Consider the following 20,848-nt stretch of genomic DNA (forward strand, 5'->3'; position numbering starts at 1 on the left):
CGCGACACACCCCGTCGCCGTGCCACCTTCGCGGTGGCCGCGGGCGCCCTGACCATCCTCGTCGCCGCGCCCGCGCAGGCCCAGACCGACGACGGCCTGTGGTACTACCGCGACACCGGCGTGGCCGAGGCCCACGCAACCACCACCGGTGAGGGCATCACGGTCGCCGTGATCGACTCCCCCATCAACCCCGACGTCCCGGATCTCTCTGACGCCGACCTCACCATCCACGAACCGTCCTTCTGCGACGACGACGGCGACGGCATCCCGGAGCCGGCGACCTCGACGATCACCGATGCCCAGCACGGCACGTCGATGGTCGCGTTGATCGCTGGTGATGGCGACGGCGTCGACGGGCAGCCGGGCGTGCAAGGCTTGGCCCCCGCCGCCCGCGTGCTGCACTACGCGTGGGAGAGCGGGGACATCGGCACCTGCGCGGGCCTCACCCCGTCCGGCACCGCGGCCGCCATCGACCAGGCAGTCGCCGACGGGGCACACATCCTCAACCTCGCGTACGGGTTCAACGGCGCGACCGCCGAGGACCTCGCGGCGCTGCGCGAGGCGATCCGTGCCGGTGTGATCGTGGTGACGCCCGCGGGGAAGGGCACGGGCCCTGTGTCCGAGTGGCCCGCCCTGGTCAACGGTGCCGTGACCGTCACGGGTGTCACGCGCTCGCAGGAGCTCGTGGCCGGTTTCGCGCTCCACGGCCCGGGACTCGACGTCGCCGCGCCCGCGGAGGACGTCCGCGTGCTCTCGGGTGAGGACTGGCGTACGTACAAGACCGTCAGCGGCACCTCGCTGGCGACAGCGTGGACGAGCGGTGCCCTTGCGCTGGCCTGGTCGGCGCACCCCGAGGCGACGGGCAACCAGATGATCCAGTCGCTGCTGCGCAACACCGTCTCCGGGGAGGGCGAGCTCAACCGGCTCGACGACTACTGGGGCTACGGCATCGTCTCGGTGCGACGCATGCTCGAGACCGACCCCACCACCTACCCCGACGTCAACCCCCTGATCGTCGACGCCCCCGACGCCCAGCCCCCGGCGAGCGCCCTGCTGCCGGCACCCGAACCGACCACCGAACCCACCCCGACGGCCGACCCGACCCCCGACCCCGGCCCGCCGACCACGGCCGAGCCCGTCGACGGCCCACCCCTGCTGCCGGTCGCGCTCGGCCTGGGCGTGCTCACCCTCACCGGCACGGTCGCCGCCGTGCTGCTCCGCCGGCGCGCGCACAGGGACACGGCACCCGGGCACGACCGCTAGAAGGGCGGCTGCCCGCAACCGCGACCCCGGCGATCTCCCGACGCCCTCCGGGCGTGCGCTCAGGCGTAGCGGGTGACCGTGAACGTCCGGTCGCCCAGGTGCACGGTCGCGCCGTCGGGCACCGTCAGCCGCTGCCCCGGATCCGCGTCGACCACCGCGCCCGCTGCCTCGACCCGGGTGCCGTTGGCCGACGCGAGGTCCTCGACCCAGAACCCCTCGGGGCCGACGCCGAAACGCGCGTGCGTGCGTGAGAGGGACCGCCCCGGGTCGTCGATCGCGATCGCGTGGTCGCACGGCTCGCCCTCGATGGGGACAGGCCGACGCCCCACCACACCCGGCCCCGAGACGCTCATCGCCTCACCCGTGTCGAGCGTCACGACGTAGAGCGCAGGGCCCGCGGGAACGGCCTCCGGCTCGCCGACCGGCGCGGGCACGGCCTCGGGCCCGTCGACGTGCGTCACGGGCTCCGCGACGGCCCCGGGCGTCGTCGGAGGCTCCACGACGGGCACAGGCGGTGCCACCGGCTGCGCGGCGGGTGTGCGTGCGGGAGGTCCGTCGACGGTCGCGACGGGCCCGTCGAGGGTCCCGAGGCGCACGGGCGTCGCGGGCGCGGCGGGCCGCTCGAGAGGCGGCGACGTCGCCGTACCGGGCGCCTGCACCATCCCGGGCACCGGGAGCACGTCGACGTCCGGCTCCGGGTCGAGGCGGAGCGCGCGCACGTCGACCACCACGCAGCCGGACGCGAGGTCGTGCCACGCACGCCGCCGTCCGGTGCCGTCCAGCCCGGCCGTCGCCACGAGGACGAGCGGCCCGATCACCGGGAGGACCGAGGACAGACCGACGAGCGCACCGCGGAGAACGGAGCGGCCGAGCCCGGGGGCGAACGGTGTGGCGAGCCGGGCCGTTCGCAGTCCGAGCGCGAGCTGCCCCGGCGTCGCCCCCGTCCGTGCCTCGGCGAGCACGAGCGCCACCGCGGCCTCGACCACGACGAGCGCCGTGACGACCACCGAACCCGTCAGGAGCAGCACCGCGACGCCCGGCAGGGCCACGATCAACAGGTCGAGCACCGTCGCGGCCACGCGCCGGCCCACCCGCGCGGGCGTCACGCCGTCGAACGCGGGGCCGAGCGGCTGGGGGACTCGCACGTCGGCGCCCTGACGCGGACGCGAGGCCACGGCCACGCCGCCGTCGGCGCCGTGCACGTGCTCACGCGTGGGACGTCGCGAGCCACCCCAGTGCCGCTGAGCCTCCTCGACCCCGGCATCGACCACCGTGAGGTCGATCACCGCGCCGCAGCGCGTGCAGAACGTGCTCCCGGGAGCGACCGGTGCGTGGCACGCCGGGCACGTCGAGCTGCTCATCCGTCCACGCTCCCGGCTCGTCGTCCCTGGCCGGGCAGCAGACTAGCGCCACCGCGCCGCCGCGGACCTCAGGACGTGAGGGTGCGCAGCGCCTCGACGGCCCCGGCCCCGAGCAGCGCGACGGGCAGGGCGAGCACGGTCGCGAGGCCCTCGAGCGCGTCGGCCGAGCGCGAGAACCCGACGGACCGCCACCCGCGGCCCAGGGGCAGGCTCAGCCAGACGACCAGCAGCCCGAGCACCGTCACGCCGGCTGCCACCAGCAGCAGGGTGCCGACGTCCGCACCGGCCGTCCCTGCCGCGGAGGCCAGCCCACCGGCGAGCGCGAGCTCGAGCACGAGGAGCACCGCGGCGCCGCGCTGCGTCCAGCGCACGGCCGCGGGCCGCACCGTGCGGGGCTGGAGCGCGAGCACCACGGCGACGAGCAGCACCGCCGCGACACCCGCCCAGCGCGCGAGCGCACTCTCCCCAGCGGACGCGAGCAGCACGGGCGCGCACACGACCGCGAGCGCCGCGAGCACCGTGGCACCCGCGTCCCGCCGCCGTTCGGCCGCGTCGACGGCCTTGGTGACCATGCGCAGGTTGACGCGCCCGAGCGGCACGGGCTCGGGCGCGCGCACGAGCGAGACCGTGCGCGCGACCGGGGTGATGTCGAGGAGCTGCTCGTCGGGCACGTCGACGCTCAGCGAGGGGAGCACGCGCAGCGCCAGCGGGACAGCACCGAGCAGCGCGCCGGCCGCGAGCACGCCGGGCAGCTCGGCGGCGAGCACGAGGGCGGTCACCGCCGCGGCCGCACCGAGCGCCACGAGCAGCACCACCGCGAGCTCCGCGGCCTCGTCGCGACGCCGTCGGGCGACGGCCCAGCGCACGGCCGCGGCCGCCGTGGCACCGCACAGCCCCGCGACCACCGCGAGGCGCCCCGACGCGGAGGCCGCGGGCTGGACCGTCGCCACGCCCGCCGCACCCGCGACCAGCACCGCGACGACCGTTGGCCAGGTCGAGCCGAACGCGCCGGGCCTGGCGGGGGCGGCCGCGAGGAGCAGCGCGGCCCCGAGGGCGACCGCGACGAGGAGGGGACGGACCGAGGGCTGCGGCGCGCGGTCGAGCACCTCGAGCCCGACGACGGCCGCGAGCACGACGGCGGCCGCACCCGCGACGGCGAGCCACCAGGGCGACGCCGTCGGGCGCGCGGCGGCCGGGTCCCGCCGCACCTCGACCCGGCGCTCCGTGGGGCGCACGGGCGCCGCACCGCGACGCGACGTGACGAGGTGCAGCACCGCTCCGTCGGGCAGCTGATCGCCCGTGACCGCGTACACGTCGACCACCCGAGCGGCGGAGTCGACGACGGCGAGCGCAGGGTCGTCGAGCGCGACACCCGCGGCGCGCAGCGCCTCGTAGACGGGGACGCCGTGCGGGACGGCGACGTCGACGGTGCGCTCGGCGAGGCGCAGACCCACCCGGGTCAGGGGTGCTGCCACCACACCGCCTCCTGTGTCACGCCTGGTCATGGCCGGTCGACGCCGTCCGGCGACCGCGCGCTCATACTAGGGTGCCGCCCATGACCGCAGCCGCTCCGCGTACCCGGCGGCTCGAGCCGCCGACCGTGCCCACCGGTCGCCTCACCCTCCAGCCGCCGCCCGAGCTCCAGCCCTCGGACGGGATCAGCGGGAGCCTGTCGATGATGCTGCCGATGCTCGGCAGCCTCGGCAGCATCGTGTTCATCGCGGTCGCCTCACCCGGACCACGCGGCTACATCGCGGGCGGCATGTTCCTCGTCGCGACGCTCGGGTTCGTCGTGGTGAGCATCTGGCGGCAGCGTTCCCAGCACCAGGCGACCGTGGTCGGCGCCCGCCGCGAGTACCTCGCCTACCTCGCCGAGCTGCGCACGACCGTGCGGCAGGCGGCCCGCGCGCAGCGGCGCCGCGCCGTGTGGGACAGCCCCGACCCCCGCGCGCTCGCCGTGGTCGCCGAGGAGCGCTCACGCGTGTGGGAGCGCCTGCCCGACGACGTCGACTTCCTGCGCGCCCGCGTGGGCGAGGCGGACCAGCCGCTGTGCCTCGAGCTCGAGCCGCCCGAGACCGCACCGCTCGCGCAGCTCGACCCCGTCGCGGCCTCCGCCGCGCACCGGTTCCTCGTGACCCACGAGGTGCAGCACGACGTGCCCTTCGCGGTCGACGTGCGTCAGGCGGCCCGGGTCGAGATCACCGGCACCGAGGAGCACGCCCGCGCCCTCGCACGCGCGCTCGTGCTCCAGCTCGCGACCTTCCACTCCCCCGAGCACCTGCGCGTCGTCGTGCTGGCGTCGCCCACCGCGCTGCCCGCGTGGGACTGGGCCAAGTGGCTGCCGCACGCCCACAGCCCCGCCGCACGCGACGCCGTCGGGCCCGCACGGATGATCGCGACCTCACTCTCCGAGGTCGAGGACCTGCTGCCCGAGGGCCTGAACGACAGGCCCCGGTTCGGCACGGGTACCGCACCGACGCCGCACGTGCTCGTGGTGGTCGACGGCGGCGAGGTGCCCGCCGGCAACGCCGTCGTCACCCGGGAGGGTGTGCTCGGCGTCACGACCCTCGACCTGCCCGAGCGCTGGACCGACCTGACCGACCCGCGCACCATGCGCCTGAACCTCGGGGCGCGGACCGTCCGCCCCGTCGCGGGCGACACCCGCCCGGGCGTCGAGCTGCTCCGGCTCGGCTCCCCGACGATCGTCGCGACCGCCGACCAGCTGTCGGTCGCCGACGCGGAGGCCGCCGCCCGGCGCCTCACGCCCCTGCACGTCGAGCAGGGGCCGCGCACCGGGGACGCCGAGGTCTCGGCCGAGCTCACCGACCTGCTGGGCGTGGGCGACGTGCGCGACTTCGACCCGGACGTGCACTGGCGCCCGCGCCTGCAGCGGGACCGCCTGCGCGTGCCGATCGGCCTCACGACCCAGGGCCAGCCGCTCGCGCTCGACATCAAGGAGTCCGCCCAGCAGGGCATGGGCCCGCACGGGCTGATCATCGGCGCGACCGGCTCGGGCAAGTCCGAGGTGCTGCGCACGCTCGTGCTCGCGCTCGCCATGACGCACTCCTCGGAGGACCTCAACTTCGTCCTCATCGACTTCAAGGGCGGCGCGACGTTCGCAGGCATGGCCGACATGCCCCACGTGTCCGCGATCATCACGAACCTGGGCGAGGAGCTCAGCCTCGTCGACCGCATGCAGGAGGCGCTGCAGGGCGAGATGACGCGGCGGCAGGAGCTGCTGCGCGCCGCGGGCAACTTCGCCAACGTCACCGACTACGAGAAGGCGCGCGCCGGCGGGCGCACCGACCTGCCGCCGCTGCCCGCGCTGCTGATCGTGGCCGACGAGTTCTCCGAGCTGCTGAGCGCCAAGCCCGAGTTCGTCGAGCTGTTCGTCGCGATCGGCCGGCTGGGCCGCTCGCTGCAGATGCACCTGCTGCTCTCGAGCCAGCGGCTCGAGGAGGGCCGCCTGCGCGGCCTCGAGTCCCACCTGTCCTACCGCATCGGCCTGCGCACGTTCTCGGCCGCGGAGTCCCGCACGGTGCTGGGTGTGCCCGACGCCCACACCCTCCCGCCCGTGCCCGGCATGGGCTACCTCAAGCCCGACACGACGTCGCTCGTGCAGTTCCGGGCGTCGTACGTCTCGGGGCCGCCGCCCGCGCGTCGGCGCAGCTCCACGGGTGACGCGACGCGGCGCGGCCACGCGCGGATCGAGCCGTTCACCGTGACCCCCGTGCTGGCCCCCGCGACCGTGGACGACGCACCCGTCACGCCCGACCCGGTGGTGGCCGAGGACGAGCGCGTGACGTTCGACATCGCGGTGCAGCGCATGAAGGGGCACGGCCTGCCCGCGCACAAGGTGTGGCTCGAGCCGCTCGTCGTGCCCGCGACCTTCGACCAGCTCATGCCCGACCTGACGGCCGACCCGCGGCTCGGCCTCGTCTCACCCACGTGGCGCGGGGCGGGCGACCTCGTGGTGCCTCTCGGCGTGGTCGACCGGCCGCTCGAGCAGCGCCGCGAGAACCTCACGCTCGAGCTGGGTGGAGCCGCCGGGCACGTCGCGATCGTCGGCGGCCCGCGCAGCGGCAAGTCGACGGCGGCACGGTCGCTCGTCGCGGCCCTGTCCCTCACCCGCACCCCGCAGGAGGTGCAGGTCTACGTGCTCGACTTCGGCGGCGGCACCTTCTCGCCGTTCCAGCGGGCCGCGCACGTCGCCGGAGTCGCGTCACGTGCCGAGCCCGACGTGGTGCGGCGGATCATCGCCGAGATCGACGGGATCGTCGACGCCCGCGAGCTCTACTTCCGCCAGCACGGCATCGACTCGATCGAGACCTACCGTCAGCGGCGCGCGGAGGGCCTGGTCGACGACGGCTACGGCGACGTGTTCCTCGTCGTGGACGGCTGGAGCACGATCCGCGCCGAGTTCGACGAGCTCGAGCCCGAGATCCAGGCGCTCGCGGGTCGCGGGCTCACGTTCGGCCTGCACCTGGTCGCGACCGCGAACCGCTGGATGGACTTCCGCACCCAGATCAAGGACGTGTTCGGCACCAAGCTCGAGCTGCGGCTGGGTGACCCGATGGACTCGGAGGTCGACCGCAAGGTCGCCGCCAACGTGCCCACAGGTCGCCCCGGTCGCGGCCTGACAGCCACCCGGCACCACGTCATGGTCGCGCTGCCGCGCGTCGACGCGAACCCCGACGAGGCGAGCCTCGGCGCCGGCGTCGACGACCTGGTCCGGCGCATCGGCGAGGCGTGGACCGGCCCCGCGGGGCCCAAGCTGCGCCTGCTGCCCGAGCGCATCGACCTCGAGCAGGTGCGCGCGATGGCCGGCCCCGCGAGCCGGGACCTGCTGCTGGGCATCGACGAGGCCGCCCTCGGCCCCGTGGGGATCGACCCGCGCGAGGACTCGCACCTGTACGCGTTCGGCGACTCGGGCTCGGGCAAGTCCGCGCTGCTGCGCGCCGTCGCGGCCGAGGTGCGCCGCCTGCACACCCCGCAGGAGGCCCAGGTGTTCGCGGTCGACCTGCGCCGCTCGCTGCTCGGCGAGATCCCCGAGGAGTACCTCGCGGGCTACCTCACCACCGCCGAGCAGGCGCAGCAGGAGATCTCGGCGCTCGCCGACTACCTGCGCGGCCGTCTGCCCGGGCCGGACGTGACGCCCGAGCAGCTGCGCACGCGGTCGTGGTGGTCAGGGGCCGAGGTCTACGTGCTCGTCGACGACTACGACCTGGTCGCGACGTCCACGGGCAACCCGCTCACGCCGCTGGTCCCGCTGCTCGCCCAGGCGCGGGACGTGGGCCTGCACCTGGTCCTCACGCGCCGCTCGGGCGGTGCGAGCCGCGCGATGTTCGAGCCCGTGCTCCAGGCGCTGCGCGACCTCGCGGCCCCCGGGCTCGTGCTCTCGGGCAGCCCCGACGAGGGCCCGCTGATCGGCTCCGCGCGACCCGTCCAGGGCGTCGCGGGGCGCGCGCAGCTCGTCACGCGCGAGCGCGGCCGCCGCGTGGTCCAGCTCGCGTTCGAGCCCGCGTCGCACTGACGGCCCGCCCCGGTTCAGCCGCGCGCCTCCCGCGCCGCACGCCGTCGGGCCCGCAGCGACGCGAGCGAGAACTGTGCGCGCACGCGTTGACGCCACGGCACCGACGCGCGCATCGCGCCCACGGCGGCGTCGACCTCGCGCCAGTAGGCCTCGACCTGCGCATCGGTCGGTTCACCCGGTCCGAAGATGAGCGCGTCCGCCCCGGCGGCGAGCCCCGCCACCGGGGCCCCCACCCGACCGGTGCGGCGCAGGCGCTCGTCACCAGGGGTGCGATCGGGTGACGCGAACGCGCGCGCCAGGTGCACGGCCGCCTCCCGGCGGGTCGCCGTCCCGGGCGGGGGGCGACGCAGGTCGCGCGCGTGGTCGAGCACCTCGTCCCAGCCCCCGGCGACCCGGCCCACGGTGGGACCCGAGGTGCGTCGACGCTCGCGCCGCCGCCGCTTGGCGGCGTTGACCAGCATGAACGGCAGCACCAGCAGGATCAGCGGGATGCCGACCACCGCGACGGCCCGGAGCACCTCGGCCCAGAACCAGGGCGCGTCGATCTGCTCCTCGGTGTCCTCGGTACGCGGCTGCTCGGTGTCGTCGTCCGGCGGGGTCACCGGGTCCTCGGGCGGCGGCGGTGGCTGCATCACCTGCGGCTGCGGCTCGGAGGTCTCCTCGGGCGTGTCGTCGTCGGGCGTCTTGCTCTCGGGCGGGGTCGGGTCGAACAGCACCCAGCCGTGCCCCGCGAACGCGATCTCGACGTACGCCTCGACGTCGGCACCCGTGAACGTGATCTCGGCGTCGCCCGCGCGGGCCCCGCCGTCCTCGCCGTCCTCGGGGTCGGGGGGTGCCAGGGCCAGCACGACGCGCGCGGGCAGGCCCATCTCACGCGCCATCAGGGCCATCGCCGACGCGTACTGCTCCCCGTCGCCGACCATGAGCTCGCCCGTCAGGAGGGTCGTCAGACGGTCCGCGCCGTGACCCGACAGGGACGGGTAGTCGTCGTTGGCCTCGATGCCGTGGCTGAACCAGCCGCGCTCGGCCAGGCCCTGCTCGAGGGTGCGCGCGATGAGCGCGGGGGTCGCTGCGGTGCCCGCGAGCTCACCCGCGAAGAGCGGCACGGCGTCGGGCACCCCGTCGGGCGCGGGCAGCGTGACCGCACCCGCCCGCGCGCCCCCGAGGGCGTCGTCGGAGGGCTGCTCGGGCACCACGGTGCGCACGGTCCAGCGCGTGCCCGCGGGCACACCCCCGGTGAGCACCGCGGTGCCCGTCGCGTCGTTGTAGCGCAGGTCCGCCGCGAGGTCGGTCGCGCGGGGACCTGCGAAGTCGAACCGTTCGGCGTAGCCGACCGTCGGCAGCCAGACCATCGGCAGGTCGTGCACCTCGAGCTCGACCGTGGTGGTCTCGCCGCGCACCGACGTCGCGATGGTCTCGCCCACGCGACGGAACGAGCCCGAGCCCTCGGCCGCCTCCGAGCCCGCGACGTTCCACACCACACCGTCGAACGCGTCGAGGGTCGCCAGTCGCACCACCGCGTCCTCGGGCAGGCCGCGCACCGTGACGAGCTCGGTCTCCTCCCAGTCCTTGACGAACTTGCGGAAGACCGACAGGGGCGACGGGTGGTCCCGCGGGTCGAACGGCGGGACGATCTCGTCGCGCAGCACGAACCGCGGCCGCTGCTCACCGAGCACCGGCCCGGCGATCCCGCCGGCGGCGGCCGTCACCGCGAGCAGCACCGTGAGGCTCACCAGACGGCGTCGGGCGAGGCTCCCCGCCCGCCACGACGCCCACACGAGCAGACCCAGCACCAGCGCGACACCTGCGGCCGCGGGCAGCACGGTCACCTTCGTCCCGAGCAGCACCGCGACCCCGAGCACGACGACGGGCACGAGCGCGGCCCAGGTCGCGCGCGGCGACCGCACGCGGACCGCCACCCCCACGCCGACGGCCGACCCCACGAGCGCGAGCAGGTAGGGCGCCACGAGGAGGTTGCCGCTGCTGCCCAGCGCGGGATCGAGCGTGAGGACCTGCTTCCACACGGTGAGGGTGCCGGTGAGCAGCAGCGCGAACGCCTCCGGTGTGGGCAGCACGCGCGCGAGTGCGAGCGTCGGCGCGGCGAGGGCCGTGCCGAGCAGCAGGTACGCGCTCAGGGTGACGGCGGCCGTGACGAGCACCCCCCACCCGCGCCTCGCGGCGACCCACGCGAGGCCGCCTCCCACCAGCAGGCCGCCGAGCGCGGGTGCCGTGATCGCCGCTGCCCCGTAGACGGGCACGAGGGGCAGCACGGCCAGGCCCACCGCACCGGTGAGCACCGCGGCGTCGAGCAGCGGACGGCGCCGCGCTTCACGCAGGTCGCTGGTCATCCGGCGACCACCCGCCGCAGCACGCGGGGCAGGTCGGCGAGCGTGCCGATGCGCGCGAGCGACAACGTGCCCTGCGTCCGCACCTCGATCTCGCCGCCCTCGGCGCACGCGAGCACCAGCGCGCGCACGCCCACGGGTACGTGCGTCGCGTGGGTGCGCAGCTCGGTCCAGCTCGCGACGGATCCCGTGACCAGGATCGCGACCGACGCGTCCGCGGCCTCGCGCGCGACCCACGGGCCGAGACGGTCGGTCGCGACGCCGTCGGACGAGGCCTCGAGGCCCGAGAAGTCGTCGAGGAGCCGCGGCGGGGTGTCGGTGCGCAGGTGACCCGTGCCCGCGAGGACGGTGAGCTCACGCTCGTCCCGCAGTGCCTGGACGCCGATCGACGCGGCTGCCGCGACCGCGAGCTCGAACTCGTCGGCCGAGGCGTAGTCGGCCGTCGCGCTCGACACCGCGAGCGCCGTGTGGGTGCGCCGGGTGTCCTCGAACTGGCGCACCATGAGCTCGCCGATGCGCGCGCTGGTGCGCCAGTGGATGTGCCGACGGTCGTCACCCGCGACGTAGTCGCGCAGCGCGTGGAAGCTCATGTCCGAGTCGGACTTCACGCGGGTGGCCTGGCCCTCGAGGTCGCGCAGCACGCCCGACGCCGCGCCCCAGAGGGACACGAGCCGCGGGTGCACGTACAGGTCCACGGGGTCCGTCCAGCGCACCCGGCGGCCCAGGAGTCCGAGGGGGTCGCCGCGCACCGAGCGCACCGGTCCGACGACGACGACGGCGCGGCGTGAGGTCGGGATCGCGAAGACGTCCTCGTGCACACCACCCGGGCCGAGGGACGGCAGGTGGAAGTCCGCGGCCCCGCGCCCGACGGGGAGCTCGATCTGCGCCGGCAGCAGGCGGCGCCCCGACGTGTTGCGCACCACGATGCGCCCGACGGCGCGGTCCCCCACGGTGACGCGGTTGTCCGACAGCTCGAGGTCGACGGCGTAGGTCGACCGGCCGAAGGTCAGCGCGAGTCCCACCGCGAACGCGCCGAGCAGCCCCACCGCGGGCACGGTGAGCTCGACCCAGCCGAGCCACCAGCCTGCGCCACCCAGCACGAGGGCAAGGGCGAGCGCCGCCCAGCCCAGGGGCGAGACGGGGTGGACCAGACGGGCGAGACGCCGTCCGGCTCGGCGCAGTGCACTCACGGGCGTCCTCAGACCCGCGTGGCCGGGGGTGCGGTCTCGTCGAGGATGCGGCGCAGCACCTGCTGGGGCGTGACGCCCGCGAACTCGGCCTCGGTGTCGAGCATGATGCGGTGCGCGAGCACGGGCTCGGCGAGCAGCTTCACGTCGTCGGGGATGACGTAGGTGCGTCCCTGGCTCGCCGCCCAGACCTTCGCGGTGCGCACGAGCGCGAGCGCGCCGCGCACGCTCACGCCGAGCGCGGTCTGCGCGTCGGCCCTGGTCTGCTCGGTGAGGCGCGCGATGTAGTCCAGCACCGCGGTGTCGATGTGCACCGACGCGCCGAGCTGCGCCATCTCGCCCACGGCCTCCGTGGTGATGCGCGGGGTGAGGTGCGCGGTGCGGTCCCGCTCGGCCGAGCCCGCGAGGATCTCGATCATCGCGTCGTGGTCCGGGTAGCCGATCGAGGTCTTGATGAGGAAGCGGTCGAGCTGGGCCTCGGGCAGGCGGTACGTGCCGGCCTGCTCGACGGGGTTCTGGGTCGCGATGACCATGAACGGCCGGCCCACCGGGTGCGACACCTTGTCGACCGTGACCTTCGACTCCTCCATCACCTCGAGCAGGGCGGACTGCGTCTTGGGCGAGGCACGGTTGATCTCGTCCGCGAGCACGACCGAGGCGAACACCGGGCCCGGGTGGAACTCGAAGTGGCGCGCGCCCTGGTCGTAGATCGTCACGCCCGTGACGTCCGACGGCAGCAGGTCGGGCGTGAACTGGATACGGCTGTGGGTGCCCTGGACGGTCGCCGCGATCGCCTTGGCGAGAGAGGTCTTGCCCGTCCCCGGGGCGTCCTCGAGCAGCAGGTGACCCTCGGCCAGCATGCAGGTCAGGGCGAGCCGCACCGCGTGGTCCTTGCCGAGCACGGCCTGACCCACGTTGTGCACCAGCGCGTCGAAGGTCTCGGCGTACCAGGCGCTCTGCTCGGGCGTGATCGTCACGGGTGGGTCTCCTCGGTCAGGGGTGGGGCGGTCCGGTGGGTTCGGGGGCGGCTCATCGTCACGGCGGGGTCTCGCCGCCGCCGGGCGGTGGGTCCTCGGGGACTGGCAGGACACCCTCGAAGACGTCGGTCCACGCCGTCGTGCCCCGGTCGTTGGACGCACGGACCCGGACCTGGACCACGCCTCCGTTCGTGGTGACGTCGTCAGCGATCGCGTGGCTCAGGCTCGTGCCTCCTGTCTGCCCGGTCGTCCAGTCGTCCCAGCGGATGTCGCGGCCACCCAGCAGGCGGTCGCGGTAGTAGCCCTCGCGCCACTGGTACTCGTAGGTCACGGTGAGGCCACCCGTCGCGGCGGCCGACCAGGTCGCCTGGAAGCTCTCCCGTCCGCTGAACGTCACCGAGCCGGGCGTCACGGGGCCGGGAGCCGTGGTGACCGTGGCGCTCGCGCTGTTGCTCTGCGCCCCGCAGCCGACCTCGTTGCACGCCCGGACGACGAAGCTGTAGCCGCCGGCCTCGAGCCCGGTGACCGTGCGCGAGCCGAGCGTCGCCCACGCGCCGCCGTTGACCGCCACCTCGAACCGGCGGTTCTGCCCGCCTGCCCAGTCGGGGTCACCGAAGCTCAGCTCGACAGCGCCGGCGTTCGGAGACGTCGCGCTCAGGCCGGTGACCTGGGACGGCACGGTGGCGTACGGGACGTCGAGCACTGCTGACCAGGCGCCCGCGCCCGCCTTGTTGAGCGCGCGCACCTGGAACGTGTAGCTGCCCGGCCGCGCGGGGTCCACCACGTGCCGGTTGCGACTGCTCGGGGCCTGCGGGTTGCCGCCATCGACGCGGATCTCGTAGCCGGAGATCGCGTCGCCGTTGTTCGCCGGGTCGGCCCACGTCACCTCGAGGGACCCCCCGCCGAAGATGCTCTGGTTGTAGCGCTGCGCGCTCAACGCAGGGGCGTCCGGCGGCGCGGCCGGGACCACCGAGGCGGACATCGCGCTCCAGTCGCCCGGGTCCGGAGCTCGGTTCACCGCGCGCACGCGCACCGAGTAGGCCGTGCCGTTCGCGAGACCCGAGAAGGTGTGGCTCGTCGACGCGGTCTGCGCCGAGGCCGAGCCACCCGGCGGGGCCGGGCTGATCTCGAGGTCGTAGCGCTCGATCGGCGAACCGTTGTTCTCGGGTGCGGTCCACGTGGCGGTGACCGAGCCGTTCCCCCACTCGAGCCTCGGTGCGCCCGGTGCCGCCGGGCGCACGTCGGGGCGGGCGGGCGCCGACGCCGGACTCGCGTCGGAGGTGCCGACGGCGTTGCGGGCCGTGACCGTGAACGTGTACTCGACGTCGTTGGTCAGCGCGTCCACGGTGCAGGTGGTGCTCGGGCACGAGGTGGTCGCCCCGCCCGGGGAGCGTGTGAGCGTGTAGCCCTCGATCTCGGCGCCGTTGTTCGCCGGCGCGTCCCACGCGAGGACGACGGCGCCGTCGCGCACCTCGCTCACGCGGGGCGCGGTGGGCGTGGACGGCCGTCCCCGGACCGTCACGATGACCCGTCCCTCGACCTCGCGGTCGGGGTCGCCCGTGACGTCGCGCACCCGGTAGCGCGTCACCATCTGCCCGATGAAGCCCTGGACCGGCCGCACCGTCACGCGGTCCCCGCTCACGCCCGCCTCGCCCGCGCCGGGGGTCTCGACCACGGCGTCGACCACCGTGAGCGGACGGTCCGGGAACGGGTTGTAGGCACCGGCGAGCACCGCGACGGTCGACGCGCCGCCCTCGACGCCGTCGGGCACCCGGTGGTCGAGCACGCGCGCGAGCTGCCGCGTGCTGGCGATGACCCGGAAGTCCACCTGTGCGGGGATCGCGCGGTCCGTCCCATAGCCGATCTCGAGGCCCACACCGCCCACGGTGCCCTTGCGCGCGGTCGCCGCCGCCGAGACGGTGAGCACCGAGCCGTCCAGGGTCACCGTGAACCCTGGCGGCGGCGCCGAGGTGAGCCGGTACGTGTAGCGCGTGGTGCCCTCGGCGGTCTCGACGGGTGCCGAGGTGAACGAGCGCAGGTCCACCTGGTTGCTCTCGTCGGGTGCGACGTCGAGCACCGACGGCGTGAAGGTCGGCGGGTAGTCCTCGGCCGCGAGCACCGTGATGGGCAGCGTCATGAAGGTCGAGCGCGAGCCCAGCCCTGCGCCGTCCGTCACCTCGAACGAGATCGACGCGGGTCCCGCGTAGCTGCGCTGGGCCACGTAGCGCAGGGTCTCGCCGTCCACCCAGAGCTGGCTCCCGTCGCTCTTGGTCGCGGTCACGGTCGTGGCGTCGACCACGCGCGCCTGCTTGCCGGGCGCCACCTGCACCTGCTCGGCGAGCGGGATGCGCAGCTCCTCACCCGCGATGACCCGCAGCTCGGGAGCCCGCGGCCGCGGGACCGGCGGGAAGTCGCCCAGCGCAGGGACCGTGATGAACGCGTAGCTACGCACGCCGTCGGCGTCGGGATGCGTGTTCGTGAGGCGGTAGGGCAGCGTCTGGGGCGTGTCGACGAGCGTCACGACCACGGTGCCCGACGCCGTCACCGTCGCGACGTCCTCGTCCTGCTCGAGCACCGAGACCTCGAGGTCGCTCAGCGGTCCGCTCGGGTTCTGGGCGAGCTCGAGCACGTCCACCTCGACCGAGGTCCGGTTGATCGTCTCCTCGGCGGGCACGACGACGTCCCGCGCGACCGGGGGCAGGAAGGGCGCGTCGTCGACCACCGTGACCGTGAGCAGGGCGCTGTCGCGCCCGCCGCGGTCGTTCAGCGCGGTGTAGCCGATGTGCAGCACACCCTCCTGCTCGGGGGTCTCGACCACGATGCGACGGTCCTGGACGCGCGCGACGACGCCGTCGGGCACCTCGAGCTCGGGCGCGAGGCTCAGCTCCGCCCCGCCGGTCGCGCGGTCGTTGGCGAGCACGCGCACCTCGATCGTCTGCCCGGGACGCACCGTGACGTCGTCGTTGCGGCTGAAGACCTCCGCGGCCGTGGGCGGGCGCTCCGCGATGCCGACGCGCACCGTGGCCGTCGCCCGCTGGCCCACCCAGTCCTCGACCGCGTAGGTGAACGTGTCGGTGCCCACCTCGCCCGGCAGCGCCTCGTACTCGAGCCAGTTCGCGCCCCGGTCGACGATGCGTCCCTTGGTGGGCGCCTGCGCCTGGCCGAGCAGCGTGACGCCGTCGCCGTCGGGGTCGATGCCCACGAGGGGCACCTCGATCCGCACGGTCTCGCCCGAGAACACGCGCGCCGTCAGCGCACGGGGCCGCGGCGGCGACTTGGCCTCGGGATCGGCGGCGTGCACGGTCACGGTGACGTTCGCGGCCGTGACGTTGCCCGCGCTGTCGCGCACCTCGAACGTCGCGCGCACGTCCATCGGGCTGTCGGGCGCCCGGAAGCGCAGCACCTCGCCCGAGACGAACATGAGTCCCTGGCCGCTCGACGGTGCCTCGACGAGCGTGGGCACGAGCGTGAGCTGGTCGCCGTCCGGGTCGTAGGCGCGCTCGAGGACGGGGATCGTCACGACCCCGCCCGTGCGCACCGACGCCTTCGCGTCCGGCACCACGGGGGGCTGCTGCGTGGCTGACGCCGGGATGGGCTGCACCAGCACGTCCCCCGTGGCCGAGGCCGTGCCGTTGGAGATCGTGTACCGCAGCACCACGGGCTCGGCGAGCACGCGTTCGGACAGGATCTGGAGCAGCTGGCGCTCGCGGATCGCGACCCTCAGGCCGGTGCCCTCGGGCACCTCGACCGACTGCACCACGAGCACGCCACCGGCCGGGTCCTCGTCGTTGGCGAGCGGGTCGATCGTGACCTCGCCGCCCGGCGGCAGCAGCGCGACGTCGAGCACGGCCGTGGGCGGCGGGACGGTCTCGGGCCGCGCGAGCACGTCGATGCGCGCGATCGCGACGACCTGCTGCGGCGAGGCCGTGAGCGTGAACGTGACGTAGTAGCTGCCGGGGTTGGGCGCGCTGAAGCTGAAGGTGCCCGAGGACAGGTCCGTCTCGATGGTCGCGCCGGGCACCTCGTCGACCCCCGCGAGGCGCACGGGTTCGCGCGAGACGCTGCGCACCGCGTCGAGCGGCCGCACGGTCACGGGTGAGTCGACGTAGGTCTGCGCGTGGACGGGGTCGACGACGGGCGGCAGCGACCCCGCCGGCCGCACGTCCACGTGCAGCGTGCCCTCGACCGTCTCGACGCCGTCGGAGACGAGCACGGTCACGGTCTGGCGCCCGAGGGTCGCGCCGTCGGAGGTGAACGTGACCTCGCCGTCCTGTCGCGTCCGGACCGTGCCGCCCGCCGCGGTGACCCCGCCCGCGAGCACGAGGTGGTCGCCGTCGGGGTCCTGGAAGTCGGGCAGCACGTGGTAGGTGGCCGAGGCGCCCTGCTCGACGAGCATCGCGCCCACGCGCACCTGCTCGGGCGCGGCGTTGTCGCCCGGGTCCCGGACCGTCAGGCGCACCGTCGCGGTCGACGGCGCCGAGCTCCCGCGCCCGTCGGAGATCGTGTAGGTGAGCTCAGCCGTGCCCGTGGCGTCGGCCGCGGTCGTCAGCTGCAGCGCGCGGCCGCCGTAGACGGGCGTGAGGGTGCCGAACTCGGCGGGCAGCGGGTCGTGCTCCGAGATCGCGAGGATCCCGCAGTCGGACGACGAGTCGTTGTCGATGACCGACAGGATCATCGTCCGCCCCGCGCGGACGCCGTAGTCGTCGTCGTTCGCCACGGGCGACGCGGACTCCGCGGAGCACTCGGCCTGGAGGTTCGTGGTCGCCTCGCGGCTCTCGGTCTCCTCGGCCGTGTTCTCGGTCTCCTCCTCGCGCTCGACGTCCTGCCAGTTCGGCTCGCGCACCTCCGGGTCCTGCCGCGGCAGCCACAACCGACCGCTCAGGGTGTCGTTGAGCACGACGACGTCGCGGTTGACGCGGAAGACCAGCTGTTCGCGCGTCCCCATCGTCGCGAGGTCGACGACCTGGGCGTCCTCGCCGTCGCACAGCTCGACGTAGCTGCCCGTCGCCGAGGCCCACGCACCGAGCGCGCACCCGGCGACCCGCACGGGCGCCGCGGCCGTGCCGCTCCCGCCCGTCGTGTGCTCCCGCACCGTGCCCCCGCCCAGGGGCACCTCGAGCAGCGCCGTCGTCGTCGCGACGAGCACGACGTCGGCCTGCGGCCCGGGCTGCTGGAGCGTGAGCTCGGTCCCGTAGGACCCCAGGTCCACCTCGCCCGACGGCGTCCGCACGGTGGTGCCGGCCAGCGTGACGAGGTCGTCCCCCACGGCGGTGACCTGGTCGAGCGGGCGCGAGCCGTCCCCGGCCAGCTCACCGGCCTCGGCCACGTGGGCACCCTCGTCGTCGACCACCGCGCGCCAGAGCGTGCCGTCGGCCTCGGCTCCCAGCACCGTGCCGCTCCGGGCCACGACGGCGAGGCCCCCCGGGCCCAGCTCGAGATCCGGCTCGTCCCCGTCGACGCTCAGCGTGCCGACCATGCGCGTGGTGCGTGCCCACACGTCGCCCTCGCCGGGCTCGACGACCGCGACCACGCCCTGCGCCATCGAGACCTCGGCCTCGAACGGCACCGTCGTCTGGCCCGCGAGGGTCACGCTCGCCGGGTCCACCACCGAGACCTTGCCCGGCTCGAGCATCAGCACGTCGCCCTCGTCCTGGAGCACGTCGAACTCGGCCTGCTCGGCCACGAGGCCCGCGTTGAGCTCCTCGATCTCGGGGTTGTACCGGCCGAGCTTGAGGGCGGAGGCGTTGGTGAGCCAGACCGCGCCGTCGTGCAGGTCCACCTGCGAGACGGGCGTGCCCGGGTAGACGATCGCGAGGGTCGCGGCCACGAGGGGCACGGTGACGGCGGCGCCCATGCGCGTGCCGCGCTGGAGCCTGCCCTGGGGACGGTCGGTGCGCGCCGGGGGCGGCGCGACCCTGCGCCCGGCGCTCACGACGTGCACCCCACGGCGGGCTCGGTCGACGCCCTGCGGTCCTCGCGCACGAGCGACACCTCGATGCACACGGGCGTCCCCGCCTCGGCGTCGGGGGTGAAGGTCACCGACGGCTCGTCGACGAGCTCGAGGGCGGGCTCACCGCCGGCCACGGTCACGCCCCACGCGTACCGGTCGCCGTCCTGCGGGTCGGGGTTCTGCCACGTGAACGTCACGGCGTCGCCCTCCCAGGCGCCCGTGAGGTCCGCGGGCGCGGGAACGGCGACGAGGGTCGGCGTCGTGACCGAGGCGGTAGGCGTCGGGTCGGACGTGGGCTCGGGGTCGCCGCCGAACGCGAGGACGGCCGCCGTGGCGCCGGCGCCCAGGACGAGCACGCCGGCCACGACCGCCGCGACGCGCGCGCCGCGACGCGGTCCTGGCTGCACCTCGGGCGGCGGTTGCCGGCCCACCTGGGCGTGCCAGCTGGCGGGGACGCCGTCGACCTCGCCACCCTCGTGGGCCGGCACCGGCCCGGGCGCAGCGACGACGGGGCCGGCCGTGGGACCGACCGCGGTCGGCACCGGCGCGTCGACGGCCGGGGCGTGGAGCGCCAGCGCCGCTGCCGAGACCTCGACCCCGCCGTGGTGCGACGTAGGGGCGGGCGGCGCTCCCTCCGGCGACACCGTCTGCACCGGGCGCAGACGGGTCGCCTGGTCGTCGCCCTGGTCGTCGGTGCGCGCGTCGACCGCCTCGACCACGTCCTCGGGCAGGTCGAGCGCGGTGAGCGGCAGCATGAGCTCGGCCTCGACCTGCTGGAGCGCACGCGCGAGCCCGAGGGCCGACGGGTGCCTGCGTGCCGGGTCCTTGTCCATCGCGCGCGCGAGGACCGCGTCGAGCTGCTCGGGCACGTCACCGCGACCCGTGGGGGCCAGCGGCGAGCGCTCGATGCGGGCGATCAGGTCGGCCGCCGAGTTCGCCCCGCCGGGCACCTCGAACGGCGAACGGCGCGCGAGCAGCGAGTACACCGTCGCGGCGAGCGAGTAGACGTCCGAGCGCTCGTCACCCCGCGGGTCCTCGGCGAGGAGCTCGGGCGGCGACCACGGGATCGACATCCCGGTCGCGGCACCCGAGGCCAGGGTCGTCGCGGCGATGCCGAAGTCGGTCAGCGCGGGCCAGCCGAAGTCGGTGATCAGCACGTTCGCCGGCTTGACGTCGCGGTGCAGGATCCCGGCGCGGTGCGCGGTCTCGACCGCGGACGCGAGCCGCACGCCGATGCGCAGCACCTCGGCGACCGACATGCGTTCGTTGCGGTACCGCTGGCCCAGCCCCGGCCGCGAGCAGTACTCCATCACCAGGTAGGGACGGCCGTCGGCGGCGACGTCGGCGTGGTGGATCGTCACGATCGACGGGTGGTGCGACAGGCGCGCCATCATGTCCGCCTCGGCGCGGAACCGCTCGCGCACCTCGTCCCCGAGGGACGCCGCGAGCAGCACCTTGACCGCGACCGAGCGTCGCGGCATCTGCTGCTCGTAGAGGAAGACGTCGGCGAACCCACCCATGCCGAGCAGCCGGACGAACTCGTGCCCGGGCAGCGTGGGTGGGGTCGACGGCTCGCGGCGCGTGCTCATGCCCCCCTCTCCACGACGAAGGTGACGCCCTCGCCCAGGTCGACGACCACGCCGGGCTCGACGACGGTCGGCTCACCCGGGTGCAGGCGCTGCGGCCCGGCACCCTGGCGCAGGAGGAGCACGCCGTTGGTCGAGCGGAGGTCGGTCACGACGACGTCCTCACCCTCCTGGCGCACCTCGGCGTGCGTGCGCGAGATGTCCTGGTTGGGGCTCGAGACCGTCACGAGACGCGGCAGCCGGCTGTTGGTGACCCGCGACACCTGGGGTGCGCGTCCGATGAGCACCGGCCGGTTGAGCGCGACGACGAGACCCGACGACATGAGGATCTTGGCGGGTGGGCCCTGCTCGGCGGCAGGCACGGCGAGCGGCCCCGGCACGGCGTCCCCCGCCCACTCGGGCAGCTGCCTGCGCAGCGCGACCACGTCCGAGCTGTGCACCGTCAGTCCGTCGTGGTCGTCGTCGTGCGCGGGCACGGGCGCGGGGACCTCGATCCCGGAGCGCGGTCCCGGGCCCGCCGTCGGCACCTCCTTGCGCGGCTCGCGGGCGACCGTCATCTCGGTCGGGTCGGCGGCGGCCGGGCGCTGCACCGGGGACCACGGCGAGGGCACCGGGGCCGACGGCGCGGGGGCGGGCAGCGGGGGTG

Annotated in this window: 10 protein-coding genes; 2 read left to right on the plus strand and 8 right to left on the minus strand. The window is 75.1% G+C overall.

The annotated features are described in order from the left end of the window. Positions 1-33 precede the first annotated feature (33 nt). The gene (locus GXB85_RS02040; RefSeq protein WP_161915939.1) at positions 34-1,263 is read left to right on the plus strand and encodes a S8/S53 family peptidase; all 1,230 of its coding nucleotides are present in this window, start codon (positions 34-36) and stop codon (positions 1,261-1,263) included. A gap of 59 nt (positions 1,264-1,322) precedes the next feature. On the opposite strand, the gene GXB85_RS02045 is transcribed toward GXB85_RS02040, so the two are convergent. After that, entirely contained in the window at positions 1,323-2,624 is a 1,302-nt protein-coding gene (locus tag GXB85_RS02045) for an RDD family protein (RefSeq protein WP_161915940.1), read from the minus strand. A 68-nt stretch (positions 2,625-2,692) separates the two neighbouring features. After that, positions 2,693-4,099 carry a hypothetical protein gene (locus GXB85_RS02050; RefSeq protein WP_161915941.1) on the minus strand — a complete coding sequence of 469 codons (1,407 nt, stop codon included), beginning with the start codon at positions 4,097-4,099 and terminating at the stop codon, positions 2,693-2,695. A gap of 80 nt (positions 4,100-4,179) precedes the next feature. Here GXB85_RS02050 and eccCa point away from each other — a divergent pair, with 80 nt between their 5' ends. Further along, positions 4,180-8,157 carry a type VII secretion protein EccCa gene (gene eccCa / locus GXB85_RS02055; protein WP_161915942.1) on the plus strand — a complete coding sequence of 1,326 codons (3,978 nt, stop codon included), beginning with the start codon at positions 4,180-4,182 and terminating at the stop codon, positions 8,155-8,157. Positions 8,158-8,171: 14 nt separating this feature from the next. Here the strand turns inward: eccCa and GXB85_RS02060 are convergent, their stop codons facing one another. The 6 genes from GXB85_RS02060 to GXB85_RS02085 form a co-directional block, all read right to left on the minus strand. Next, positions 8,172-10,505 carry a transglutaminase domain-containing protein gene (locus GXB85_RS02060; RefSeq protein ID WP_161915943.1) on the minus strand — a complete coding sequence of 778 codons (2,334 nt, stop codon included), beginning with the start codon at positions 10,503-10,505 and terminating at the stop codon, positions 8,172-8,174. Next, a complete protein-coding gene (locus GXB85_RS02065) occupies positions 10,502-11,692 on the minus strand; it encodes a DUF58 domain-containing protein (RefSeq protein ID WP_370523942.1) in 1,191 nt (396 codons plus the stop codon). The genes GXB85_RS02060 and GXB85_RS02065 overlap by 4 nt, the downstream gene beginning before the upstream one ends. A gap of 8 nt (positions 11,693-11,700) precedes the next feature. Continuing rightward, positions 11,701-12,660, minus strand: a complete 960-nt coding sequence (locus GXB85_RS02070) for an AAA family ATPase (protein ID WP_370523944.1) — start codon at positions 12,658-12,660, stop codon at positions 11,701-11,703. 64 nt (positions 12,661-12,724) lie between these two features. Beyond that, positions 12,725-18,598: a tandem-95 repeat protein gene (locus GXB85_RS02075; RefSeq protein WP_161915945.1), complete on the minus strand. Its 5,874-nt coding sequence runs from the start codon at positions 18,596-18,598 to the stop codon at positions 12,725-12,727. Further along, entirely contained in the window at positions 18,595-20,205 is a 1,611-nt protein-coding gene (locus GXB85_RS02080; RefSeq protein ID WP_161915946.1) for a serine/threonine-protein kinase, read from the minus strand. Before GXB85_RS02080 ends, GXB85_RS02075 begins: the two co-directional genes overlap by 4 nt. Beyond that, positions 20,202-20,848, minus strand: a 647-nt coding sequence (locus GXB85_RS02085) for an FHA domain-containing protein (protein WP_237727855.1), incomplete at its 5' end; no start/stop codon positions are given. The genes GXB85_RS02085 and GXB85_RS02080, both read right to left, overlap by 4 nt.

Source organism: Cellulomonas sp. APG4 (assembly GCF_009996735.1).
Lineage (GTDB): Bacteria > Actinomycetota > Actinomycetes > Actinomycetales > Cellulomonadaceae > Actinotalea.

Coding starts and splice junctions, on each gene's coding strand:
- GXB85_RS02045 (WP_161915940.1), bottom strand. CDS start 2,624: ATGAGCAGCTCGACGTGCCCGGCGTGCCACGCACCGGTCGCTCCCGGG.
- GXB85_RS02060 (WP_161915943.1), bottom strand. CDS start 10,505: ATGACCAGCGACCTGCGTGAAGCGCGGCGCCGTCCGCTGCTCGACGCC.
- eccCa (WP_161915942.1), top strand. CDS start 4,180: ATGACCGCAGCCGCTCCGCGTACCCGGCGGCTCGAGCCGCCGACCGTG.
- GXB85_RS02080 (WP_161915946.1), bottom strand. CDS start 20,205: ATGAGCACGCGCCGCGAGCCGTCGACCCCACCCACGCTGCCCGGGCAC.